At 39.6% G+C, this 19700-nt stretch carries 17 protein-coding genes and 1 riboswitch; of the genes, 2 read left to right on the top strand and 15 right to left on the bottom strand.

All coding sequences use genetic code 11. The annotated features are described in order from the left end of the window. A complete protein-coding gene (locus BMZ41_RS13660; protein ID WP_090530581.1) occupies positions 1-579 on the top strand; it encodes an ATP-binding cassette domain-containing protein in 579 nt (192 codons plus the stop codon). Between the two features lie 9 nt (positions 580-588). Here the strand turns inward: BMZ41_RS13660 and BMZ41_RS13655 are convergent, their stop codons facing one another. The 14 genes from BMZ41_RS13655 to hflX form a co-directional block, all read right to left on the bottom strand. Continuing rightward, complete coding sequence (locus BMZ41_RS13655; RefSeq protein WP_090530578.1) at positions 589-1074, bottom strand: hypothetical protein; 486 nt, start codon at positions 1072-1074, stop codon at positions 589-591. Positions 1075-1176: 102 nt separating this feature from the next. Continuing rightward, complete coding sequence (locus BMZ41_RS13650; RefSeq protein ID WP_090530575.1) at positions 1177-2205, bottom strand: hypothetical protein; 1029 nt, start codon at positions 2203-2205, stop codon at positions 1177-1179. 142 nt (positions 2206-2347) lie between these two features. Further along, positions 2348-5116: a hypothetical protein gene (locus tag BMZ41_RS13645; protein ID WP_090530573.1), complete on the bottom strand. Its 2769-nt coding sequence runs from the start codon at positions 5114-5116 to the stop codon at positions 2348-2350. A gap of 156 nt (positions 5117-5272) precedes the next feature. Further along, a complete protein-coding gene (locus BMZ41_RS13640) occupies positions 5273-6127 on the bottom strand; it encodes an undecaprenyl-diphosphate phosphatase (protein ID WP_090530571.1) in 855 nt (284 codons plus the stop codon). A 53-nt stretch (positions 6128-6180) separates the two neighbouring features. Further along, positions 6181-6867: a GTP pyrophosphokinase gene (locus tag BMZ41_RS13635; protein ID WP_028246036.1), complete on the bottom strand. Its 687-nt coding sequence runs from the start codon at positions 6865-6867 to the stop codon at positions 6181-6183. A 94-nt stretch (positions 6868-6961) separates the two neighbouring features. Beyond that, positions 6962-8326, bottom strand: coding sequence for an MATE family efflux transporter (locus tag BMZ41_RS13630; RefSeq protein ID WP_242942071.1), 1365 nt, complete (start codon positions 8324-8326; stop codon positions 6962-6964). A gap of 6 nt (positions 8327-8332) precedes the next feature. Next, on the bottom strand, positions 8333-8596 hold the full coding sequence (locus tag BMZ41_RS13625) for a hypothetical protein (RefSeq protein WP_090530568.1): 264 nt from the start codon (positions 8594-8596) through the stop codon (positions 8333-8335). Between the two features lie 7 nt (positions 8597-8603). Continuing rightward, on the bottom strand, positions 8604-9413 hold the full coding sequence (locus tag BMZ41_RS13620) for a TrmH family RNA methyltransferase (RefSeq protein WP_090530566.1): 810 nt from the start codon (positions 9411-9413) through the stop codon (positions 8604-8606). Then, positions 9394-10383, bottom strand: coding sequence for a 6-phosphofructokinase (gene pfkA, locus BMZ41_RS13615; protein WP_090168544.1), 990 nt, complete (start codon positions 10381-10383; stop codon positions 9394-9396). Before pfkA ends, BMZ41_RS13620 begins: the two co-directional genes overlap by 20 nt. Before the next feature lie 278 nt (positions 10384-10661). Continuing rightward, positions 10662-14186, bottom strand: coding sequence for a DNA polymerase III subunit alpha (locus BMZ41_RS13610; RefSeq protein ID WP_090530564.1), 3525 nt, complete (start codon positions 14184-14186; stop codon positions 10662-10664). Between the two features lie 80 nt (positions 14187-14266). Next, complete coding sequence (locus BMZ41_RS13605) at positions 14267-14968, bottom strand: hypothetical protein (RefSeq protein WP_090530562.1); 702 nt, start codon at positions 14966-14968, stop codon at positions 14267-14269. A 114-nt stretch (positions 14969-15082) separates the two neighbouring features. Next, positions 15083-15301 (bottom strand): hypothetical protein, encoded by a 219-nt coding sequence (locus BMZ41_RS13600; RefSeq protein WP_090168536.1) that lies wholly within the window; start codon positions 15299-15301, stop codon positions 15083-15085. Positions 15302-15432: 131 nt separating this feature from the next. Beyond that, positions 15433-17055 carry a Na/Pi cotransporter family protein gene (locus tag BMZ41_RS13595; RefSeq protein ID WP_090168533.1) on the bottom strand — a complete coding sequence of 541 codons (1623 nt, stop codon included), beginning with the start codon at positions 17053-17055 and terminating at the stop codon, positions 15433-15435. A gap of 147 nt (positions 17056-17202) precedes the next feature. Further along, complete coding sequence (gene hflX / locus BMZ41_RS13590) at positions 17203-18435, bottom strand: GTPase HflX (protein WP_090530601.1); 1233 nt, start codon at positions 18433-18435, stop codon at positions 17203-17205. A gap of 108 nt (positions 18436-18543) precedes the next feature. Beyond that, positions 18544-18639, top strand: a riboswitch (TPP riboswitch). Positions 18640-18674: 35 nt separating this feature from the next. Between hflX and thiT the strand changes: the two genes are divergently transcribed. Further along, complete coding sequence (thiT, locus tag BMZ41_RS13585) at positions 18675-19247, top strand: energy-coupled thiamine transporter ThiT (protein ID WP_090530559.1); 573 nt, start codon at positions 18675-18677, stop codon at positions 19245-19247. Between the two features lie 42 nt (positions 19248-19289). Here thiT and BMZ41_RS13580 read toward each other — a convergent pair whose 3' ends face one another. Then, positions 19290-19700 (bottom strand): YwiB family protein, encoded by a 411-nt coding sequence (locus tag BMZ41_RS13580; RefSeq protein ID WP_090530556.1) that lies wholly within the window; start codon positions 19698-19700, stop codon positions 19290-19292.

Below are 19700 nucleotides of genomic sequence, written 5' to 3'. Positions count from 1 at the left end.
ATGGATATTGTAATAGAAAATCTTTCAAAAGCATATGATAATCAGCTGGTTTTAGATAATCTTTCTGTGACTTTTCCTGAGAAATCCTTCACATGCTTAATGGGAAAATCAGGCGCAGGAAAGACCACTCTTCTATCTATACTTATGGAATTGGAGACCGCTGATTCAGGTGTCATCACTGGTTTGGAAGATAAAAAAATCAGTGTTGTTTTCCAAGAGAATCGTCTCTGTAATAATCTTACTGCCCTTCTTAATATTAAGATGGTTATAGAGGATTCCTCTAGAATTTCAGACTCGGATATTATGAATTGGCTTGAGAAAATAGGACTTGGCGAAGATGCAAAAAAGCCAGTCCAAGAGTACAGTGGCGGTATGAAACGCCGTGTCGCAATTCTGCGAGCACTCCTGGCTGACTTTGATTTGCTTATTATGGATGAACCTCTGAAGGGTCTTGATGAAGCCACCAAACAGCAGGTCATCGATTTAATAAAAGAACTTACTAAAGAAAAAACTGTTATCATGACAACTCATGATATTTCGGAAGCAAAAGCTTTTGATGCCACCATAGTTTTTCTTTAAAAAAATAGGTTATCTAACACCATAATTAATATTTTTTCCACATGTGAACAGTACATCGTCTCCACATAAAACGGTTACATCAATTCTTCCACTAGCATATATTACATAATCACAGAACATTTTCTGCCATTTCTGTAATTCATCACAATTACAGATTAGCTTACAGATATCTATATTACAAATCATATTGCAGATATCAATCTCGCACACTCCACTTCTCAATAATGTTTTGAGATCTACATTAAAGCGAACGGTCAGTCCATGGTATTTAGTTTCCCATTGAAATTTGGGGCTATACCAGATTGGAGGCGCCACTTCTGCCTGCTGATTTGGTGTTACAACTTCATTCTGGATTGCACCAGCTTCAGCAACCACCTGAGTGCTTGCATCTCGTAATCCAGCAGCCTCTACTTTCGCTGACTGTAGGGTAACTCCAATAAATAGAATTCCTCCAAGAACCATACCTTTAAGCAACTGTCGTCCTAGACATTTCATATAAATGTCCTCCTTTCTTTTACACATTATTGAAATGTTGACATTAAAACGACTATTCCCCCGTGAAGTTGAATATAACATTAAATTGTGAAAAAAGTGTATTTAATTTGTGAAGCTAAGTTCTATCTCGTCTGAAAATACAATTCCAGAAGCATTTGAAACCTCAACTGTTACAAGACCATTTAAATCTGCAGCTATTTTTTCAACAATACTCATAATATTATCATATGAATCTTCTGCATCAATAGAATTTAATAATCTTGCAACATTTGGCTGGTTTCTGACCTGACCAACATAATGAATCTTTATTAGTAATGACTCCTCCATATAATACTCAAACTCGAAAGTCTCATCTGTATATATAATACTTTCTGTTGGTGTCTCGGTTGGAGTATCTGATGGAACCTCTATTGGCTCATCACCAGAACCACCCTGCTGCTTCAATTCTGCTTTTCTGGTATATAATGAATCCAGTTCAGATTTTGCCCAATCGATACTGTTCTGATATCCTTCTATCTGATCTCTGTAAGTCTGTATATATCTATAGTACTCATCGATATTCAGGCCTCTTGTAACATAGTCTTCAATATCTGAAATTCTTTCATACTCTTCATACACTTCATCAAGCTGCTTAGAAATTTCTTTACGCTCAGCATCAATGATATCCATCTCATCCTGCAGTGCCTGTAACTCAGCTTCATCAGCGTTTTCTGAAGCGAATAACTCTCTATATTTTATTTTGAGGTCCTCATATTTTTCTTCTAATTCAAATTCTCTTTCGTGGAGTTTTCCAAACTTATCCATTAACTCACTCTTAGCCTTTTCGTAACCCTCATATATTTCCACGAAATCCTCTTCAAGCCCAACTCTCATTAAAAAGAACTCATAATCACTCTTTACCTGTTCAAGAGCTTTTTCATAGCCAGCGATTTCTTCCTCAAGCTTAGCTATGTCAGCAAGAATCTGCTGATACTCCTCTGAATTCTCAACGCCCCCATTGATGTCCGCATTAACCTGTGCTTCACTCTGGTTCCCCGCTGCCTGTGAACTGATAGAAGTCACAGAAAAACCAACTGTGAGTATACCGCATACCAATAATGTCCTAAATAAACTTTTGACAACTTTGTCCATATTACCATTACCTCCCTTTAATTTATAAACATTTGTAATAATAATATAGATTAGACCACGTTTACAATAGTTTAGTCTGATATTTCTCAAAAAAATAGAAGCCAACAAACGTTGACTTCTATTATTATCGCATCATTGTGTTTTATCTGTAGTATTCATCAATTGTCTTGCAAACTGTATTAACTACAACTCCGTTTTCATCAATGACTTCGTAATTCAAATCACCTGATGCAGCGATTAAGTTATTCATAAGCTGACTAACTGTACTTGATGTTCTTATCTTTCTTATATTTCCCTTAACTCTTCCAACAAATGAACCCTTAATTGTATACTCTTTACCGTCTTCATAATCTATTAATTCAAAAGTTGTATCTATGTTATTAACATCAGAGTAATAATTTTTTACCGCCTTCCCCATTGCATGATCAATCCAATCAATTTTAGATAAATCTTTGTCAGCGCTAGTAATTAATTCCTTAGCTTGATCTCTAAGATCCAACTGCTCTTTGTATTCTGTAATTTTCTCGACTATTTCCTGGTTATCTGCTTGTTCAAGGTATGAATTGTAAACCTTCTCACGATTGGCTGCTAATAGACTATTATATTCGTTTACAGTATGTTTAAATTCATTAGCCTGTTCTCTAAATATATATATGGTATATGCGCCTATGTGTTCCTCAAACTCATATTGTTCATATGGCGATTGTCCATATGTATAACGATAATAATCGCAATACTCAAACATTTTATTTACATAATCATCAACAATATTCTGAAGATGTACTATCTCTTTTTGCAGACCATATAATTCATTTATATATGAATCTCTCAACTCCTTATCCACATTAGGATCGCTAATATACGTACTATAGTTTGAAAGAGCAATACCATATTTCTTCATAAGATTAAGTTGTTTTATCAGTGCAGTTCTTCTGATTTTCACCATTTCTTCAATAGATTTATCTGAGTATGGCACTACCACAAGATCTTCTCTGTCACGCATATCAACTGCTTCTATATAAGCCTTACTGTCGATAAGAATTTCTTCGAACTCTTTAAAATCCCCGTCAAATTCCTCCACATTGTGCATATACTGCTCTGTAGCATCATTAATTTCCTGCAAGCCAAGTACATTATCGGCAACTATATCTATAAGTGTGTTATATTTTACTTCAGTGTCATTTTTATCAACTTCAGCTTTTATTTTCTCATAACACTCACGAACAGCTGTATTATTTTTCTTTGCATCCTCTTTAGGAGACCAAAACTGAATGTTATCTGCCTCACCAATTGTTATTCCTTCACAGCTATATCCATCATTTTTCTTGTAATGATCATAATAAGCCTCTTCTTCTGCAAGGTCTTCCTTCACACCTTCAGCAGCTTCCTTGGCAGCTTCATAAAGCGCCTTTATGTCTGTGTCAGAAGAATTTGCATTGTACTCGTCTACAATTCTCTGCAATTCCTGATAATACTCGTTAGTCTTTGCAAAGCCAACCTCAGCCTGATTCTTTAACTCCTCAGCATCCCTATGAGTGTTAAGAGCCACGATATATCTGCTAATAGCATTGTATAGTGTATTGTATCTCTGTGCTTCTGCTTCGATGTCTAAATCAAGATCATTTTTCTTTTTGTTAAGATAATCAAGGTAGCCATTCTTTAACTTAACGCTTCTCTCAGCTGCCTTGAGATTTTTATCAGCTTCCTCTACGAGGCTTCCTGTCTCCTCGTATCTTGCCTCAACCTCCTCGTAAGGATTCTCCTCCAGCCACTGATCATACTCAGCTTCTAATGCATCAAGTTTTTTCTCTTTTTCCTTTACAATTTCACTCTCTGTAGAATAGATTTCTTTTGCCTTCTCATATTCTTCTTTAGCAATTCTTACGTTCTCGCTGTGTTCATTAACTAATTGTGCTGTCTGATTGTAGTTTTCCAACTCACTTTCGTAATCACTAAGATCTATACTGTATTCATCCTCGTATTCTGTGTCTGTCATTTCTTTGAGACGTGCTGCAGCTTCCTCAAGACGTCTCTCAGCATCCTTCAAATCCTCAAACACTTCATTTAAAGAATTAACAGCCTGAGCATAATCCTCTCCCTTGAAAACTATATCATCATGAAGTCCCATTAAATCTCTGTTTGCATATCTGATATCTTGTCGTAAATCTTCAATTTCTGAAAGATAATCCATGGTAATACTTCCATAATTATTGTATATTTCAGAAACCTCCTGATACTTGGCATTGACCTCAGCATAATATTCTGCCAACTTATCATACTCAGCCTTTGCTTCTTCAACAGTCACACTCCAATCAGTAATCTCGTTTTCAACATCTGTATATTCCTCTGATTCAACACCATGCTCATCAGCGAATTCCTCATGCTTCTGTTCAGCCTGCTCGAATGTGTCATTTACGATATCAATTTTCTCCTGATCATTATCAGCTGATTCAACCTTATTTACATTTTCAGCCAAATCATAATCTTTAGCTGCATCACTAAACTCGGACTTTGCCTCATCTGTTTCAGCAGTAACATCATGATAAATTGAATCTACCGTTTTCTTCTTTTCCTTAGCCTGCTCCATTACAGCAGTACCACCATTCATCACTTCCTCGGCTGTTTCTGCTGTCATATCATTGTTGTTAATGGATTCCTGAGCTTTAGTGAGATAACCTTCTTCAGCTACTGCGTCACCTTCTATAACTCCTACTGCATCTTCCATTGACCTAATTGATTCACTCTTATTCTGCTCTTCCTGATTATCATCATGTACTTCAGCGATAGCGGATTCAGCATCAGGTGTTTCTATCTCAGCTGCCATAGAATTTGTTGAGTTTACAATGAATCCAGTAGCTATGGTACCACCCAGTACCAATGCCCTTAATACCATTCTTCCATAATTTTTCATGTGGCTTTTACCTCCTTAAAATACTTGCCACTTTAAATAATATTATGTATTAATTCACAACACAACATAATATTCGAATATAATTAGATTTTGTAATAGTTGCACATCAAAAAAGGACCAGCTTTTCAGCTGATCCTCTATTAATAATCTACTTTTTTAAATTAATCCAACGAATCCGCACACAAGCACGATGATACCAAGTACAATTCTGTACCATCCGAATACCTTGAAGTCGTGCTTCTTGATGTAGTCCATAAGGAACTTAATTACAAACATAGATACAACGAAGGCAACTACCATACCTACGATAAGGATAACTGCTTCCATTGCTGTGAAGCTAAGACCAAACTTAACAATCTTAAGAAGGCTGGCTCCAAGCATTACAGGGATTGCAAGGTAGAAGGTGTACTCAGCTGCAACTGTACGTGCCACACCGATGATAAGAGCACCTACGATTGTAGCACCTGAACGTGATGTACCTGGGAAGATAGCTGCAATAAGCTGGAACATACCAATTAAAAATGCTGTTGTGTATGTGATATCTGCTACTGAATTAATCTTTGCATTGTGACCGTGCTTCTTTGTCTCAACAATGATGAAGGCCACACCAAACACAATAAGTGCAAGTGCAACACATGTAGGATTGTAGAATAGTTCTTCGAATAAATCATCCCAAAGAACACCTACAATGGCTGCAGGAACACATGAAACTAAGATGTGGAACCAAAGAACAAAGATATCTCCCTTAATCCATGCACCGATACCATTCTCGCTAAGAGGAGCTCTGTTGCCCTTCTTACCAAATGGCCAAATCTTATTCCAGAAAATAATTACTACTGCAAGGATGGCACCAAGCTGAATAACTACCTGGAACATACTGTAAAAGTCCTCAGAAACATTGAGCTTTACAATCTCATCCAAAAGGATCATGTGGCCTGTACTACTAATTGGGAGCCACTCTGTAATTCCCTCAACTATACCAAATAAAATCGCTTTTAAAATTTCTAACATTACTGTCCTCCTTAAAAAAAGCTGTCGGAATTTTTCCGACAGCTTTTATGATACTACAAGGTATTTCCTTCTACAACCTTTTCCTGCCACCCGTTAGCGTGGCGTTCACGCTCTTCCTCTTCTTTCTTCGTCTGCATGATGGCTGTGTTAAGCTGAAGCATTTTAGTATCCATCATTGAAACGATTTCCGAACATTCACGAAGATCGCGGCTGATATAATCTGGTGCATTACCTTCGAACTTGTAATAAATCTTGTGCTCAAGGCTGGCCCAGAAGTCCATTCCTATGGTACGAATCTGAATCTCTACCTTGGTGTCTACCGTCTTATCTGACAGGTAGATTGGAATGGTAACGAGCATGTGGTAGCTCTTATAACCTGACTCCTTAGGATTTTTAATATAATCCTTAATAGAAACAACTGTAACATCTGTCTGACGTCCAATCATCTCGGCTATCTGGTAAATATCCGAAGTGAAGGAACAAACAATTCGCACACCTGCAATATCATTACAATGCTCAATCATGCTAGGTATTGAAACCTCATAACCATTTTTCTTGAGCTTCTTAACAATACTCTCCGGTGTCTTGACTCTTGTCTTAATGTACTCAATTGGATTATATTGATGTACCTGCTGGAATTCATCATTAAGAATTTCAACCTTGGTACGAACTTTTTTAATAGCTGATTCATAAAGTAGCATGACGGTGTTCCAAGAGTTCACACCATCATCTGGAAACATACTCAAATCCAAACTGAATCACCTCCCCGTATTTCTTTACGTATACATTATACCACATTTCTCTGCAACTATTTATTAACTCTTTCTTAAATATTTAATTCCATAAATGCTGCGTGTCATACGCGTGTGGCCAGTCGGAGGTGAGAAGCCATATTGTAAATACGATAGACGAGCAAGCCCAGGTAAGTGGGTAGCACCAACTGATGGTGGTAAACTTTGGTATAAAATGAATCGCTGTGGTCACGTATATGATACGGACACCACACCAGAAGGTGAGCATAGTAGCCATTGGTACAATTGCTTTTCCAGCACCTCGCATTATACCTGCTGCGCAGTGTGAGTAAGCAAGTAAACAATAGAAAAAGGCGCACACTGCCACCTGCATGTGACCATAGGAAATATCCTCTGGATTCTTGATGAACCAACCAAGAGCTGTATCTGCAAACAGATAATAAATAAGTCCGATAGTCTCTGCAAGAACCACACCAGCAATAACGCTCATGCGAGCACCCTTAACTGCTCTGTCGTATTTTCTGGCACCAAGGTTCTGGCTTATAAATGTAGGAATAGCCATGGAGATACTTGTGATTGGAAGGAAGACGAATCCTTCAATCTTCGAGTATGCTCCCATACCGTTCATAGCATGAGGTCCGAAGGCATTGATGTTCTTCTGAACCACAATATTACCTATAGAAATAACAGAATTCTGTAAGCCCATAGGGAGTCCCTGCACAAGAATTTCCTTCATCATTCTAGGATGCCATTTGAAAATATCTCTGATTATTACTCCAGTATTATCGTTTATACGAATCAGACGAATGAAGCAAAGTAATGCTGATATTCCCTGAGAAACAACTGTAGCTACTGCTGCACCAACTACTCCTGTATGGAAGCCAGCCACCAAAATCACATCAAGCACTACGTTGAGAACTGATGAGAATAAAAGATATAAAAGTGGGTGATAACTATCTCCCACCGAACGCATTATGTTCATAAATACGTTGTATAAAACGATGGTGGAAATGCCACCAAAATAAATATTAAAGTAAGTCAGTGAGTAGGGAAGTACCTCTGCTGGCGTATCAATAATGCGAAGCATAAATGGCACAAAGGTAACACCAATCAATGTGGCAACCACACAACAAATCAAAGCAAATAAAACATTACTGTGTATAGATTTTCGAATGTTTTCATCATCCCCTGCACCGTAATATCTACTTATGATAATGCCTCCGCCGGCACCCATTCCACCGAAAAAACCTACAATAAAAAAGCTCAAAGCGCCGCCCGAGCTTATAGCTGCAAAGGCATTACTTTCAGCAAAATTACCAACAACCCATGCGTCAGCTATATTGTATAGCTGCTGCAAAAGCTGTCCCATAAATAAAGGAATGCAAAACTGAAACATTCCCTTACCTATGGAGCCATTTAATAAATCAATTGATTTACTTTTGTTCATAAAACATTAATCCTCATCAAGTACGTGTATCTCAAGGTAATCAAATGGAACCTCGTCCACAAAATTATCCTGGGTAAATCTGGCTTTTCCATGACGCTTAAAATCACGGATAGTAGAATCCAACCAAACAGGCTTGCTTGTGTCAAACTCATAGCTTGCCTTATCAACCGCGTTAAAAATCTTATGTGTTCGAGTCTCCTCTGAATTGTCTTCAACAACAAGGTCGTGAAGCATATGATTATCCTTCCACGATTTGAACCATATTCTCATATACACCTTATCCTCTTCTTTGTCGTGATGCCTCATACATCAATATGCTTGCTGCCACTGATGCATTAAGGGATTCCAGCTGTCCTTCCATTGGAATCTTTAAGTAGCTGGTAGCAAGGGATGCAGCCTCATCTGTAAGTCCATTACCCTCGTTTCCAATCATGAAAGCTGTAGGACCTGAGTAGTCGAATTCGTCGTAGAATTTCTCTCCCTTAAGGTGAGCTGCATAAACTGAAACTCCATGCTGCTCCTTAAGCTCTGTCAAAGTAGCTCCTAAATCAGAAACCACTAAATGAGGTACTCTGAAAATACTGCCCATTGTAGAACGAACTACCTTTGGGGAGTAAAGATCTACTGTAGTATTGTTCATAATAATTCCAGTAGCACCTGCGCCCTCAGCAGTACGAATGATAGTACCCATGTTGCCTGGATCCTGTAAGGATTCTAAAACCACTATATGAGCAGGCTTTCCAGCACCTTTGCCAAGCACATCCTCCATAGTGAAATCCTGCATCTTAACTAAAGCGAGAACTCCCTGAGGTGTGACAGTGTCACTCATGGAATCAAATACTTTCTTAGCAACCTCTTCCATTGGCACAGCTGGTGCCTTAGCGGAAATCTCTGATATAAAAGATGCGCCATCTGCAGAAGAGCCGAAGCCCTCCACATAATAGATAGCATGCAAAAGAGACGATGGTACTTCTGCCACCGCCCTAATTCCCTCAACCACAAAAAGCCTTTGAGCTTTACGCTCTCTGGCTTTTTTGTTAAGTGTCATTATGTTTTTGATTTGATTATTACTCGTACTTGTAATCATTGTTCAAAGAATTGCAAATCTTGTACTGATACTCATCAACATCCTTGTGCATTGCAAGTGCCTCATCGATATCAAAATCAACGAACTCACCGTGGCGATAACCAACTACACGGTTTGTCTTGCCTTCGCAAAGAAGATCAACTGCCATAGCACCCATTGTAGATGCATAAACACGGTCCTTACATGTAGGTGAACCACCACGCTGCATGTGACCAAGGATAGTAGCACGTGTCTCGATACCTGTAGCTGCCTCGATACGCTTAGCCATAGATGTAGAATGACCAACACCCTCAGCATTGATAATGATGTGGTGCTGCTTACCCTTCTTACGTCCCTCGATGATGTGATTTACAAGCTTCTGCTCATCGTAATCATATCTCTCTGGAAGAAGAACATCCTCAGCGCCGTTAGCGATACCGCACCAAAGAGCGATATAACCTGCTCCACGACCCATAACCTCGATGATAGAGCAACGCTCGTGTGATGTAGATGTATCACGAACCTTGTCGATAGCTTCCATAGCTGTGTTAACAGCTGTATCGAAACCGATTGTATATTCTGTACAAGCGATATCAAGATCGATTGTACCTGGAAGTCCAATTGTGTTGATGCCGAAGTGAGAAATCTTCTGTGCACCCTTAAATGAACCGTCACCACCGATAACTACGAGACCATCAATACCATGCTCGCGGCACATATTAGCTGCCTTCTCCTGGTACTCAGGCTGAAGCATCTCAAGACATCTAGCTGTCTGAAGAATAGTACCACCGCGCTGAATAGTCTCAGAAACACTGTGTGCGTTCATATCTATAATTTCGCCGGAAAGAAGACCAGCGTAACCTCGTCTGATTCCTTTAACTGTCTTACCATGAGCAATAGCCTGACGAACAACGGCACGGATAGCCGCATTCATACCAGGTGCATCACCACCGGAGGTAAGAACACCTATAGTCTTAATCTTGTCTGCCATTTGATTATTCCTCCTAAATGTATCCCTTTTCAAACAATCCCAATCTATTTTAGCCTCTTTTGTAAACGTTTTCAATAGTTATTTTTTTAACGTTTTCGCTTCATTTCATACAATCTTTTGTCTGCTTCTGCTAAAATTCATCTCCACCATATCTGGCAATGAAGGTGTTTTCATCCTCTTGGCAATATATCGTTGGAACTGGGCTCTGTTATTTACCTTAGTCAGCGGGTCCATTATCACCGTCACGATTTTATCATCCAAATATACTTTTTCTGTGTCTATTTATAGTTTTTTCTTTGAGTTCCTACAAACTCCAGTTTTCTATCCACAACCCTGACGTTGTCTGCGCCAAATTTTCCACTAAGCACTTTGATGTTATCCTCAGTAGCGGATAAGCTCCAGCTTGGTGGCATTACCTTTTTTGCCTTTTCAGCCTTTAAGTAGATAACTATGCTGTCGTTGCCATCCATGGAACGAATTGAATCTGCCAGTGTAGCTTCTGATGCTTCGTACTCTGCCTTGTCTGCGAACTGAATCCAGACCTCGCGTTTACAGTCATCAAAGGATTTAACATCCTCGCAAATAAGGATAGCCTCGCGCTCGCCATCGTTCTGTACTCGTCCCTTAATGAAAACTTTGTTTCCTTCTACAAGTAATGAGCGAACTCTGTCGTAGGTCTTTGCAAAGGCAAGTACCTTAACTGAGCCTGATAAATCCTCAAGAATAATATTTCCATAAGCATTACCCTTGGCTGAATACTTCAGGGCTGCTTCCATGATAATTCCACCGATGATTACCTCTGCTCCATCCTTGATACTTGCAGAGCTGCTCTCATCATCTCCAAAGGCTACCTCTTCGCCCTCATCACCTGCTGTATTAAACTCACTTGCATGAGCTGTAACATTTTTAGCAAGAAGAGGAAGAAACTCATCCAACGGATGACCACTAACGTAAATTCCCATCAGCTCCTTTTCAAAGCTTAGGAGAATCTCTCTAGGAAATTCATCCAAATCTGGCAGGCTAATCCTTAATGATTCTTTCTGTTCTTCATCTGCAAAATCAAAAAGTGACATCTGACCATCAATAGTGTTTTTTCGATCCTTATTAACTGAGTCCATGATGACTTCATAGATGCAGACCTTCTGACGACGGTTGCCCTCTAAGGAATCAAGGGCTCCTGCCTTAATCAGATTTTCGACGGTACGTTTATTGGCATCATATTTAACAACTCGCTTGATGAAATCCTCCAAATCACGATAAAGGCCATTTACTTTTCTGTCTTCTATAATAGCTGCGATAGTGCTGCTTCCAACTGATTTGATAGCAGACAGACCATATCTAATCTTTCCATTATCAACGGCGAAATCTGCCTCTCCATAATTAACATCTGGTGGAAGCAATTCAATACCTGACTCACGACATACTGCAATGTACTCAGCAATCTTTGTACTGCTATTAAGCACTGAGGTCATAAGGGCAGCCATGAATTCAAGCGGATAATATTTCTTCAAATATGCAGTCTGAACCGCTACATAAGAATATGCTGCTGCATGACTTTTATTAAATCCATACTCAGCGAATGGCATAAGCTGATCAAAGAGCCAGTCTGCCTCTTCTGCTGAGATTCCGTTTTTATCAAAACATCCCTGTACGAAGGTTGGACGCTCTTCTGCCAGCTTGTCTCTCTTTTTCTTGCTCATCATTCGTCTGACATTGTCAGCACGACCCATGGTATAGCCTGCGCAGGTAGTCATAATCTGCATAACCTGCTCCTGATAAACAGGGAAGCCGTAGGTATCCGCAAGCACATCCTTAAGAAGTGGGAATCTCTGAATAAATGGAGACTCCTTGCCTGTATTTTTACAATCGATAATGTTTGGAATGAAATCCATTGGGCCTGGACGATATACCGCATTTGCCAAGATTAAATCGCCAATCTGTGTTGGATTGAGCTGCTTAAGCAAGCTCTTCATTCCCGCAGACTCAAACTGGAATACACCATCGGTCTTTCCAGCTGCGAAGAGCTCCATTGCCCCTTTATCATTGTAATCAATATCATGTAAATCAAGCTTGATGCCGTAATTCTTTTCCACCTGCTTGAGAGTGTCATTAATAACAGTAAGGTTTCGAAGACCAAGGAAATCCATCTTCAAAAGTCCGATTTCCTCAATAACTTCCTTCTCGTACTGAGTGATAATTACATCACCCTTTCCAAGGGCAAGTGGCATATATTCATCTGTAGGCTTTCCAGAAATAACTACACCTGCTGCATGTACACCAGTGTTACGTGGCAAGCCTTCAAGACTCTTACAAATATCAAGAAGCTTTCTGATTTCATCATCAGCCTCATACATAGCCCTAAGGTCTGGGCTATACTTAATCGCATTTTCGATAGTAACCTTTTTGCCATCTGGTAACACATCTGGAATAAGCTTTTTTATGCTGTTGGTGTAAGGAATTGGAAGTCCCATTACACGACCAACATCCTGTACGACGCTCTTTGGCTTAAGGGTACCGAAGGTAACAATCTGTGTTACGCAGTCGTCACCGTATTTTTTACGAACATAATCGATAACCTCCTCACGTCCCTCAGGATCGAAGTCAGTATCAATATCGGGCATGGAAACACGCTCTGGATTAAGGAAGCGCTCGAATACCAGATTATATTTCATTGGATCGATATCAGTGATTCCTGTAGTGTAACTGATTAGGGAACCAGCAGCGGAACCACGGCCTGGGCCAACAGGAATATCATGTGTGCGGGCATAATTTATGAAATCCCAAACAATAAGGAAGTACTCGATATAGCCCATCTCCCTGATGGTGTTAAGCTCATAGGTAAGACGCTCCTCGTAAAGGTGTGCATCATCACCGTATCTCTCCTTCAAACCATCGAAACAGAGCTTGTTGAGATATGTCCAGGCATCATAACCTTCAGGAACAGCAAATGGTGGCAAGCCTGCAACATGATATTCGATCTCCACATTACATCTATCTGCGATCTCCTGAGTACGATAAACTGCTTCCTTTGCGTAAGGGAAAAGATTCAACATTTCCTGCTCAGTCTTCACGTAGAATTCCTCTGTCTCGAAGCGCATTCTGTCTTCGTCATCCATCTTTGCTCCAGTCTGAATACAAAGAAGAACATCATGACTATAGGCATCCTCTTTATTTGTATAATGGCAGTCGTTTGTACATACAAGTGGAATACCTGTCTCTCTTGAAAGACGCATAAGACCCTGATTTACATTTTTCTGTAAATCGATACCATGATCCTGCATCTCAAGGAAATAATTATTCTCGCCAAATAAATCTCTATATTTAAGGACAATTTCCTTTGCCTCTTCATACTGTTCACGAGCTAAGGCTCTGGCAACCTCTCCTGCCAGACAGGCTGACAAGCAAATAAGGCCTTCGTGGTACTTCTCTAATATTTCGAAATCCACACGAGGCTTATAGTAGAATCCATCCACATAACCTGCTGATACAATCTTAATAAGGTTGTGATATCCAACCTTATTTTCTGCAAGCAAAATAAGGTGATAATATCTGTCATCACCTTTTACCATTTCTCTATCAAAGCGCGAGCCTGGCGCAACATATACCTCACAGCCAATGATTGGCTTTACTCCTTGGGCCATGCACTCATCATAGAACTTTGTGACGCCGTACATATTTCCATGGTCAGTAATAGCAGCTGCAGTCATTCCTGAAGCCTTGCATTTTGCGACATAACTCTTTATTTTATTGGAACCATCTAAGAGTGAATACTCCGTATGGGTGTGAAGATGGACAAAACTCATAACATACTCTCTTTCAAAAAAAAAGTCTACCACTATTTTATAGTGATAGACTTTAATAAGTCAAACGTATTTTCTATATATTACTGAACAGTATCGAAGTTGATGATGTCAGCTGCGCCCATCTCATCGTAGAGCTGGTTCATAATTTCCTCTGCCTGTGCAGAATCAATCTGGCTGTAATCTCCACCATCCTCTGACTCATAGAAATATGTTCCATTTCCATCTGTGTCATATACAACTGATGCCTTCTCCATAATCTGAAGAGAATTATCATCACCGATTACATACTTGCAAACCCAGTGATTTGAAGCTGTGTAAATATATCCATCCTTTGTAGCAATTGGGTAAGCTGTTCCACCTGAACAAATCTTTCCAAGCTCTACAATATTTCCATCGTCATAAGTAAAGAGTGTGGCATCGATACCTGCCATATTACCGTCCATATTGTCGTAAGTTCCACTTGTAACTGCGAAAACATCTACATCACCAACAGTAATATTTGCATATCCCATGCCTGCAGTAATCTTCTTTTTGTTAAGCATATCTGTAAATGTACCACAGTCAGTGAAATCAATCTCTGGTGCACACTCGTTAGAAATCTGCTTAATAAAATCGATAGAGTTTTCTTCTAAGTCCTGTGCTGCTTCATTAGAAGCTGTTGGCACTGCCTCGTCCTCTACCTGTGCTGACTCTGTCTCTGTGTTAGTTGCTGCACTGCCACATGCAACCATGGACAAAGCCATAACTCCTACCACTGCTAATACCATGAATCTGTTTTTCATTGTTCCCCGTCCTCCGTTAGTAAAAAATTTAGTATTTAAATATTATAGTAGACACTTGTGTATTTTCTGTTTATTTTTGTTCTCTAAATTCGATATTTATAAGGAATTTTGCTCTTATGCAAGTCTTCTTCCAATTGCTAATTCATCTGCAAACTTCATTAATGCTTTTTCTACTCTTTCATAATCAGATTCAACGAATCTGTAAAGATAAGCATCTCCGATTTCATTCTCTACTGGTGGCTCCTCGTAGAACTCTTCATCAGTATCTCTTGTATAAAGGAATACGCCAATACCTACGATTGCAAATGCTACATATGCGATAATTAAAATCATTTCAATACCTCCTGCGCCCTTGCGCTCAACGTCTACTTTGTTCTCTGTTTCATTTTCTGAACACAGTATACGTCACGAAGTATCACAGAAGTATCACACAGAAAAATCCACCCCCTAAGGGTGGATTTTTCCTATTTATTCGTATCCTTTAACGCATATGCAATATTGATTGCATGATCAGCGCATCGCTCGATATCTGTAACCATATCGGAGAAGATTACACCTGCGATAGGCTCGCATTTGTTCTCCATGAGACGCTCTACGTGATGATTAATGAGCTGCTTTTCCTGCTTGTCAACCTTTGACTCAAGCTTTTCAATCTTAGAAAGATTGTCATAGTTTTCAGAAGTGAAGATGTCGATAGCAAGCTCAACCTCTTCCATAGAGTTCTCTGCCATTTCCTTTAATTCCTTGGCAGCCTTCTTTGAAAGCTTTGTCTTTTTGTTCTTCATGCGGGTAGCATACTCGATGATGTTTTCTGCATGATCGGAAATACGCTCCATATCTGTAACGGCAATAGTGATTGCAGAAATACGACGAAGCATTGCAGGTGTAAGGTTGAGAGTCTGAAGTCTAACCATAGCATCCTGAATAGCGTGATTGAGGATATTAACTGTCTCCTCACGCTCCTCAACATCCTCTACCTTTTCAGGTGAGTAATCGAAGAAGCAGTCGATAGCCTTCTCATAGTTCTCTGCTGCAATAGCACCCATTCTGGCAGCCTCAAGCTGTGCCTGATGAATAGCCATGTTTGGTGGTACATTGCCCATCTGAGTCATGAATACAAGCTTGCGGTCCTCTGCTGCACGAGTCTCCTCTGGAAGCTCAGGAATGAACATATATGTAAGCTTGATGATGTAATCTGTAAATGGGAATATGATACAAACTGCCAAAATAGCAAAGATTGTATGTGTGTTAGCTATCTGACGAGCTGGATCTGATGATGTAGACTGAATCCAGCTGAGCAATGGTGTCACATTAATAATAATAACGATGATTGCTGCTCTGATTACATTAAATAAAAGATTCAGGATAGCTGAACGCTTTCCGTTTCTATTAGCTGTAAGTGAAGCAAGTAAGTTAGGTGTAACAGAACCGATGGCTGCACCAATTACAAGATATACCGCAACATTGTAATCCAAAATGCCCTGTACAACGAAGGCCTGGAAGATAACTGTTGCTGAAGATGAACTCTGTAAAAGAGCTGTAAACGCAATACCAAATACTAATGCTACGAATGGATTGGTAAGACCACTAAGGAAATTCTTGAACATTTCAGAATGTGAAAGTGGTGCAATGGCTGCTTTCATGATGGTAATACCCTGGAAGAGCATACCAAAACCCATGATAACTGTACCGATGTGCTTTACCAAATCCTTCTTTATAAATAAGTACATTACCGCACCAGAGAAAAGAAACAGTGGTGTGTATGTAGCAATATTAAAGGCTGTAATCTGTGCTGTGATTGTGGTACCGATATTAGCACCAAGGATAACTCCAATAGCCTGTGCTAAAGTCATCATGCCTGAGTTAACAAAGCCGATAACCATAACATCAGTAGCTGAAGAGCTCTGTACGAGGACTGTCATTACAAGTCCGACAACGACAGCTACAAACTTATTAGTAGTAGCTTTCTCTAAAATAATCTGAAGATTATCACCACAACTGTTTTTAAGGCCAGTAGACATAATAGACATTCCAAAGAGGAAAAGACCTACTCCACCTAACAGTGATATCATTTGTGCAATTGTCATTTTATTCTCCTTCTACCCGGTTTACATTCTTAGTAACCGCACTTTTCCTTCATGAAAAGTAAAATAATTCCCTTTCGCTTTTCGTCCGAAATTATCATACCAAATCAGAAGATGAATGTCTAAGAGTTTAATCAATTTCAGCACTTCCTACATATAAGCCTTAATAAATATGCCGTCCTCTCGGTATTCTTCTGAAATCAATTCGCCATTCTCACGAATTTTTGCAATTATTCCAGCCTCTGTATAAGGAATAAGCTTTTCTACATATTCCTTTCCGTCACGAAGAAGCTCCGCTAATATCTCACGAACTCTGTCCAAACCTTTGCCAGTTTTAATAGAAGTATGAACGGTATAATCCGCTCTTAAATCATGGTAATCATGCTCATCTGCCACCTTATCCACCTTATTAAAGATGGTAACAATAGGTTTATCAGCTACACCAAGCTTATCAAGTGTCTCGTACACGATTTCCATCTGACGATCCATCTGGGGATTGCTTACATCAACCACATGAATAATGAAATCAGCATACTTTGCCTCCTCAAGGGTACTCTTGAAGGCATCTACAAGATGATGAGGCAGCTTTCTAATAAATCCTACTGTGTCTGTTAGCAGAATCTTTTGGTCATTATCAAGGAGTAACTCTCTTGTAGTAGGGTCCAAGGTGGCAAACAATGCATCCCACTCAAGGATATTTGCATCAGTAAGCTTATTCAATAATGATGATTTTCCAGCGTTTGTGTAGCCTACAATAGCCGCCACAGGTACACCATTACGCTGACGCTTTGCTCTTGTAATCTCACGGTGTGAAACCACATCTGCAAGTTCCTTTTTTAGCTGCGAGATTCGTCCAGCAATGAGACGCTTGTCCATCTCCAGCTTTTTCTCACCAGGACCACGAGTACCAATAGCTCCACCGCCACCTGCTGCAGTACCACCTACTCGTGACATGTTCTTACCAAAGCCTGTAAGTCTGGTCATCTCGTAGCGAAGCTGTGCAAGCTCAACCTGAATCTTACCCTCTGCTGTTCCAGCTCGTGCAGCAAATATATCAAGTATAATGAGAGTTCTATCCATTACCTTTGTATCAAGTGCATCTGCAAGATTTCTCATTTGCGCAGGAGTAAGCTCGTCATCGCAAACTATTCCTGTGGCCCCGGTCTCCCAGATAAGGTCTGCAATCTCATCCACCTTACCAGTACCAACATAGGTACCAGGATTTCTGCGATCCAAATTCTGCATAATCTGACCAACAACCTGCGCACCAGCTGTCTCACACAAATCCTCCAGCTCTTTAAGAGAGTCCCAGGCCTCTGCCTCGTCCCCCTCATTAACTGCAACCAATATTACTTTTTCTATAATCTTTTCTGTATTTACCATATAAATTCCCATCTATGTTTTCTTTAATTTGATTGTAACACATATAATTGGGGTAATTCTATTGACTCGTGGCAATACATGTGATATTTTTCTATTGAAATTAAATAAACGATTTGCTAGGGGCGCATTTGCTGAGAGGTGTTACACCGACCCTTATCACTTGAACTGGATAATACCAGCGTAAGGAAGCTATTTATACGATCTCCTAGCAATTATGTATGAAGGGAGATTTTTTTATTATGATTAACCACATTTCTTCAAAGGAAAACAGCAAAATTAGCTTTACAGCAAAACAGCTTGCATTCTGTGCTGTATCAATAGCTATTGCATTTGTTCTTTCAAACATTAAGCTCCTTAAGCTTCCTATGGGTGGTTCTATTACACCACTCTCAATGCTGGTTGCCTGCCTTCCTGGATTCTTCTTTGGACCAGTTATTGGCATTGTAACAGGCGTTGCTTACGGACTTTTAAATCTCATCATAGATCCATATATTTTATTCCCAGCTCAGGTAATAGTTGATTACATACTTGCATTTGGAGCTCTTGGATTATCAGGTTTCTTTGCAAAATCAAAGAATGGTCTTATCAAAGGTTATATCGTAGCCATTCTTGGACGTTACGCATTTGCGGTATTATCAGGCTGGCTCTTCTTTGGAGAATATGCTCCTGAAGGCTGGAGCCCATTACCTTATTCACTTGCTTACAATGCAATATATATTTTCACTGAGGCAGCTATTACTATCATCGTTCTCTTCCTTCCACCAGTAAGAGATTTGATGATTAGACTTAAGAACATGGCTACTGGCAATTAATAAAACAGAACGAAAGCTCTGGTCCGAAAAGACCAGAGCTTTTTAAAATTCGATTTCAATTTCCATGGAGGTTTTGATAGGGTCCCCTCCTGTAATAATGTCGTAATCCAACACAAGCTTAATCTTATTCCCCATCTCCATCATCTGATAGTTTCTGGTGAAAATAGGAAGATTCAAATCGCCCATTGGAGTACTGTAAATGTTTTCTGTCTTTTTCCCAGGAAACAGTTCAAGCTTTGAATTAAGCGCACCCTTCTGAGTCATTGAAAGGCTGCGTCTGTCAAAGGAAATAAGACAGCTGATGTCTCCATCCTCGCTGCATCTCTGATAAGAAAGATATCGGCGGTCATTTCGCTCCACAATCTCTCCTATGTATTCCTGGTTAGTTGTCTCATCATCTGCGCCCATTTTCTGTCTGGACTGTAGATGTATTTTGCAATGATTTTTTTCCAT

Source organism: Pseudobutyrivibrio sp. UC1225 (assembly GCF_900115215.1).
Taxonomy (GTDB): Bacteria; Bacillota; Clostridia; order Lachnospirales; family Lachnospiraceae; genus Pseudobutyrivibrio.
The sequence above is the reverse complement of the archived record's forward strand: the minus strand, read 5'-3'. Positions and strand labels throughout refer to the sequence as shown.

Bases quoted from the DNA above. Each gene is read 5' to 3' on its own strand.
- BMZ41_RS13610 (WP_090530564.1), bottom strand. From the start codon at position 14,186: ATGAGTTTTGTCCATCTTCACACCCATACGGAGTATTCACTCTTAGAT.
- BMZ41_RS13655 (WP_090530578.1), bottom strand. From the start codon at position 1,074: ATGAAATGTCTAGGACGACAGTTGCTTAAAGGTATGGTTCTTGGAGGA.
- BMZ41_RS13620 (WP_090530566.1), bottom strand. From the start codon at position 9,413: ATGATTACAAGTACGAGTAATAATCAAATCAAAAACATAATGACACTT.
- BMZ41_RS13660 (WP_090530581.1), top strand. From the start codon at position 1: ATGGATATTGTAATAGAAAATCTTTCAAAAGCATATGATAATCAGCTG.
- BMZ41_RS13650 (WP_090530575.1), bottom strand. From the start codon at position 2,205: ATGGACAAAGTTGTCAAAAGTTTATTTAGGACATTATTGGTATGCGGT.
- BMZ41_RS13595 (WP_090168533.1), bottom strand. From the start codon at position 17,055: ATGACAATTGCACAAATGATATCACTGTTAGGTGGAGTAGGTCTTTTC.
- BMZ41_RS13635 (WP_028246036.1), bottom strand. From the start codon at position 6,867: ATGTTTCCAGATGATGGTGTGAACTCTTGGAACACCGTCATGCTACTT.
- BMZ41_RS13600 (WP_090168536.1), bottom strand. From the start codon at position 15,301: ATGATTTTAATTATCGCATATGTAGCATTTGCAATCGTAGGTATTGGC.
- hflX (WP_090530601.1), bottom strand. From the start codon at position 18,435: ATGGTAAATACAGAAAAGATTATAGAAAAAGTAATATTGGTTGCAGTT.
- BMZ41_RS13605 (WP_090530562.1), bottom strand. From the start codon at position 14,968: ATGAAAAACAGATTCATGGTATTAGCAGTGGTAGGAGTTATGGCTTTG.
- thiT (WP_090530559.1), top strand. From the start codon at position 18,675: ATGATTAACCACATTTCTTCAAAGGAAAACAGCAAAATTAGCTTTACA.
- pfkA (WP_090168544.1), bottom strand. From the start codon at position 10,383: ATGGCAGACAAGATTAAGACTATAGGTGTTCTTACCTCCGGTGGTGAT.
- BMZ41_RS13625 (WP_090530568.1), bottom strand. From the start codon at position 8,596: ATGAGAATATGGTTCAAATCGTGGAAGGATAATCATATGCTTCACGAC.
- BMZ41_RS13630 (WP_242942071.1), bottom strand. From the start codon at position 8,326: ATGAACAAAAGTAAATCAATTGATTTATTAAATGGCTCCATAGGTAAG.
- BMZ41_RS13580 (WP_090530556.1), bottom strand. From the start codon at position 19,700: ATGGAAAAAAATCATTGCAAAATACATCTACAGTCCAGACAGAAAATG.
- BMZ41_RS13640 (WP_090530571.1), bottom strand. From the start codon at position 6,127: ATGTTAGAAATTTTAAAAGCGATTTTATTTGGTATAGTTGAGGGAATT.
- BMZ41_RS13645 (WP_090530573.1), bottom strand. From the start codon at position 5,116: ATGAAAAATTATGGAAGAATGGTATTAAGGGCATTGGTACTGGGTGGT.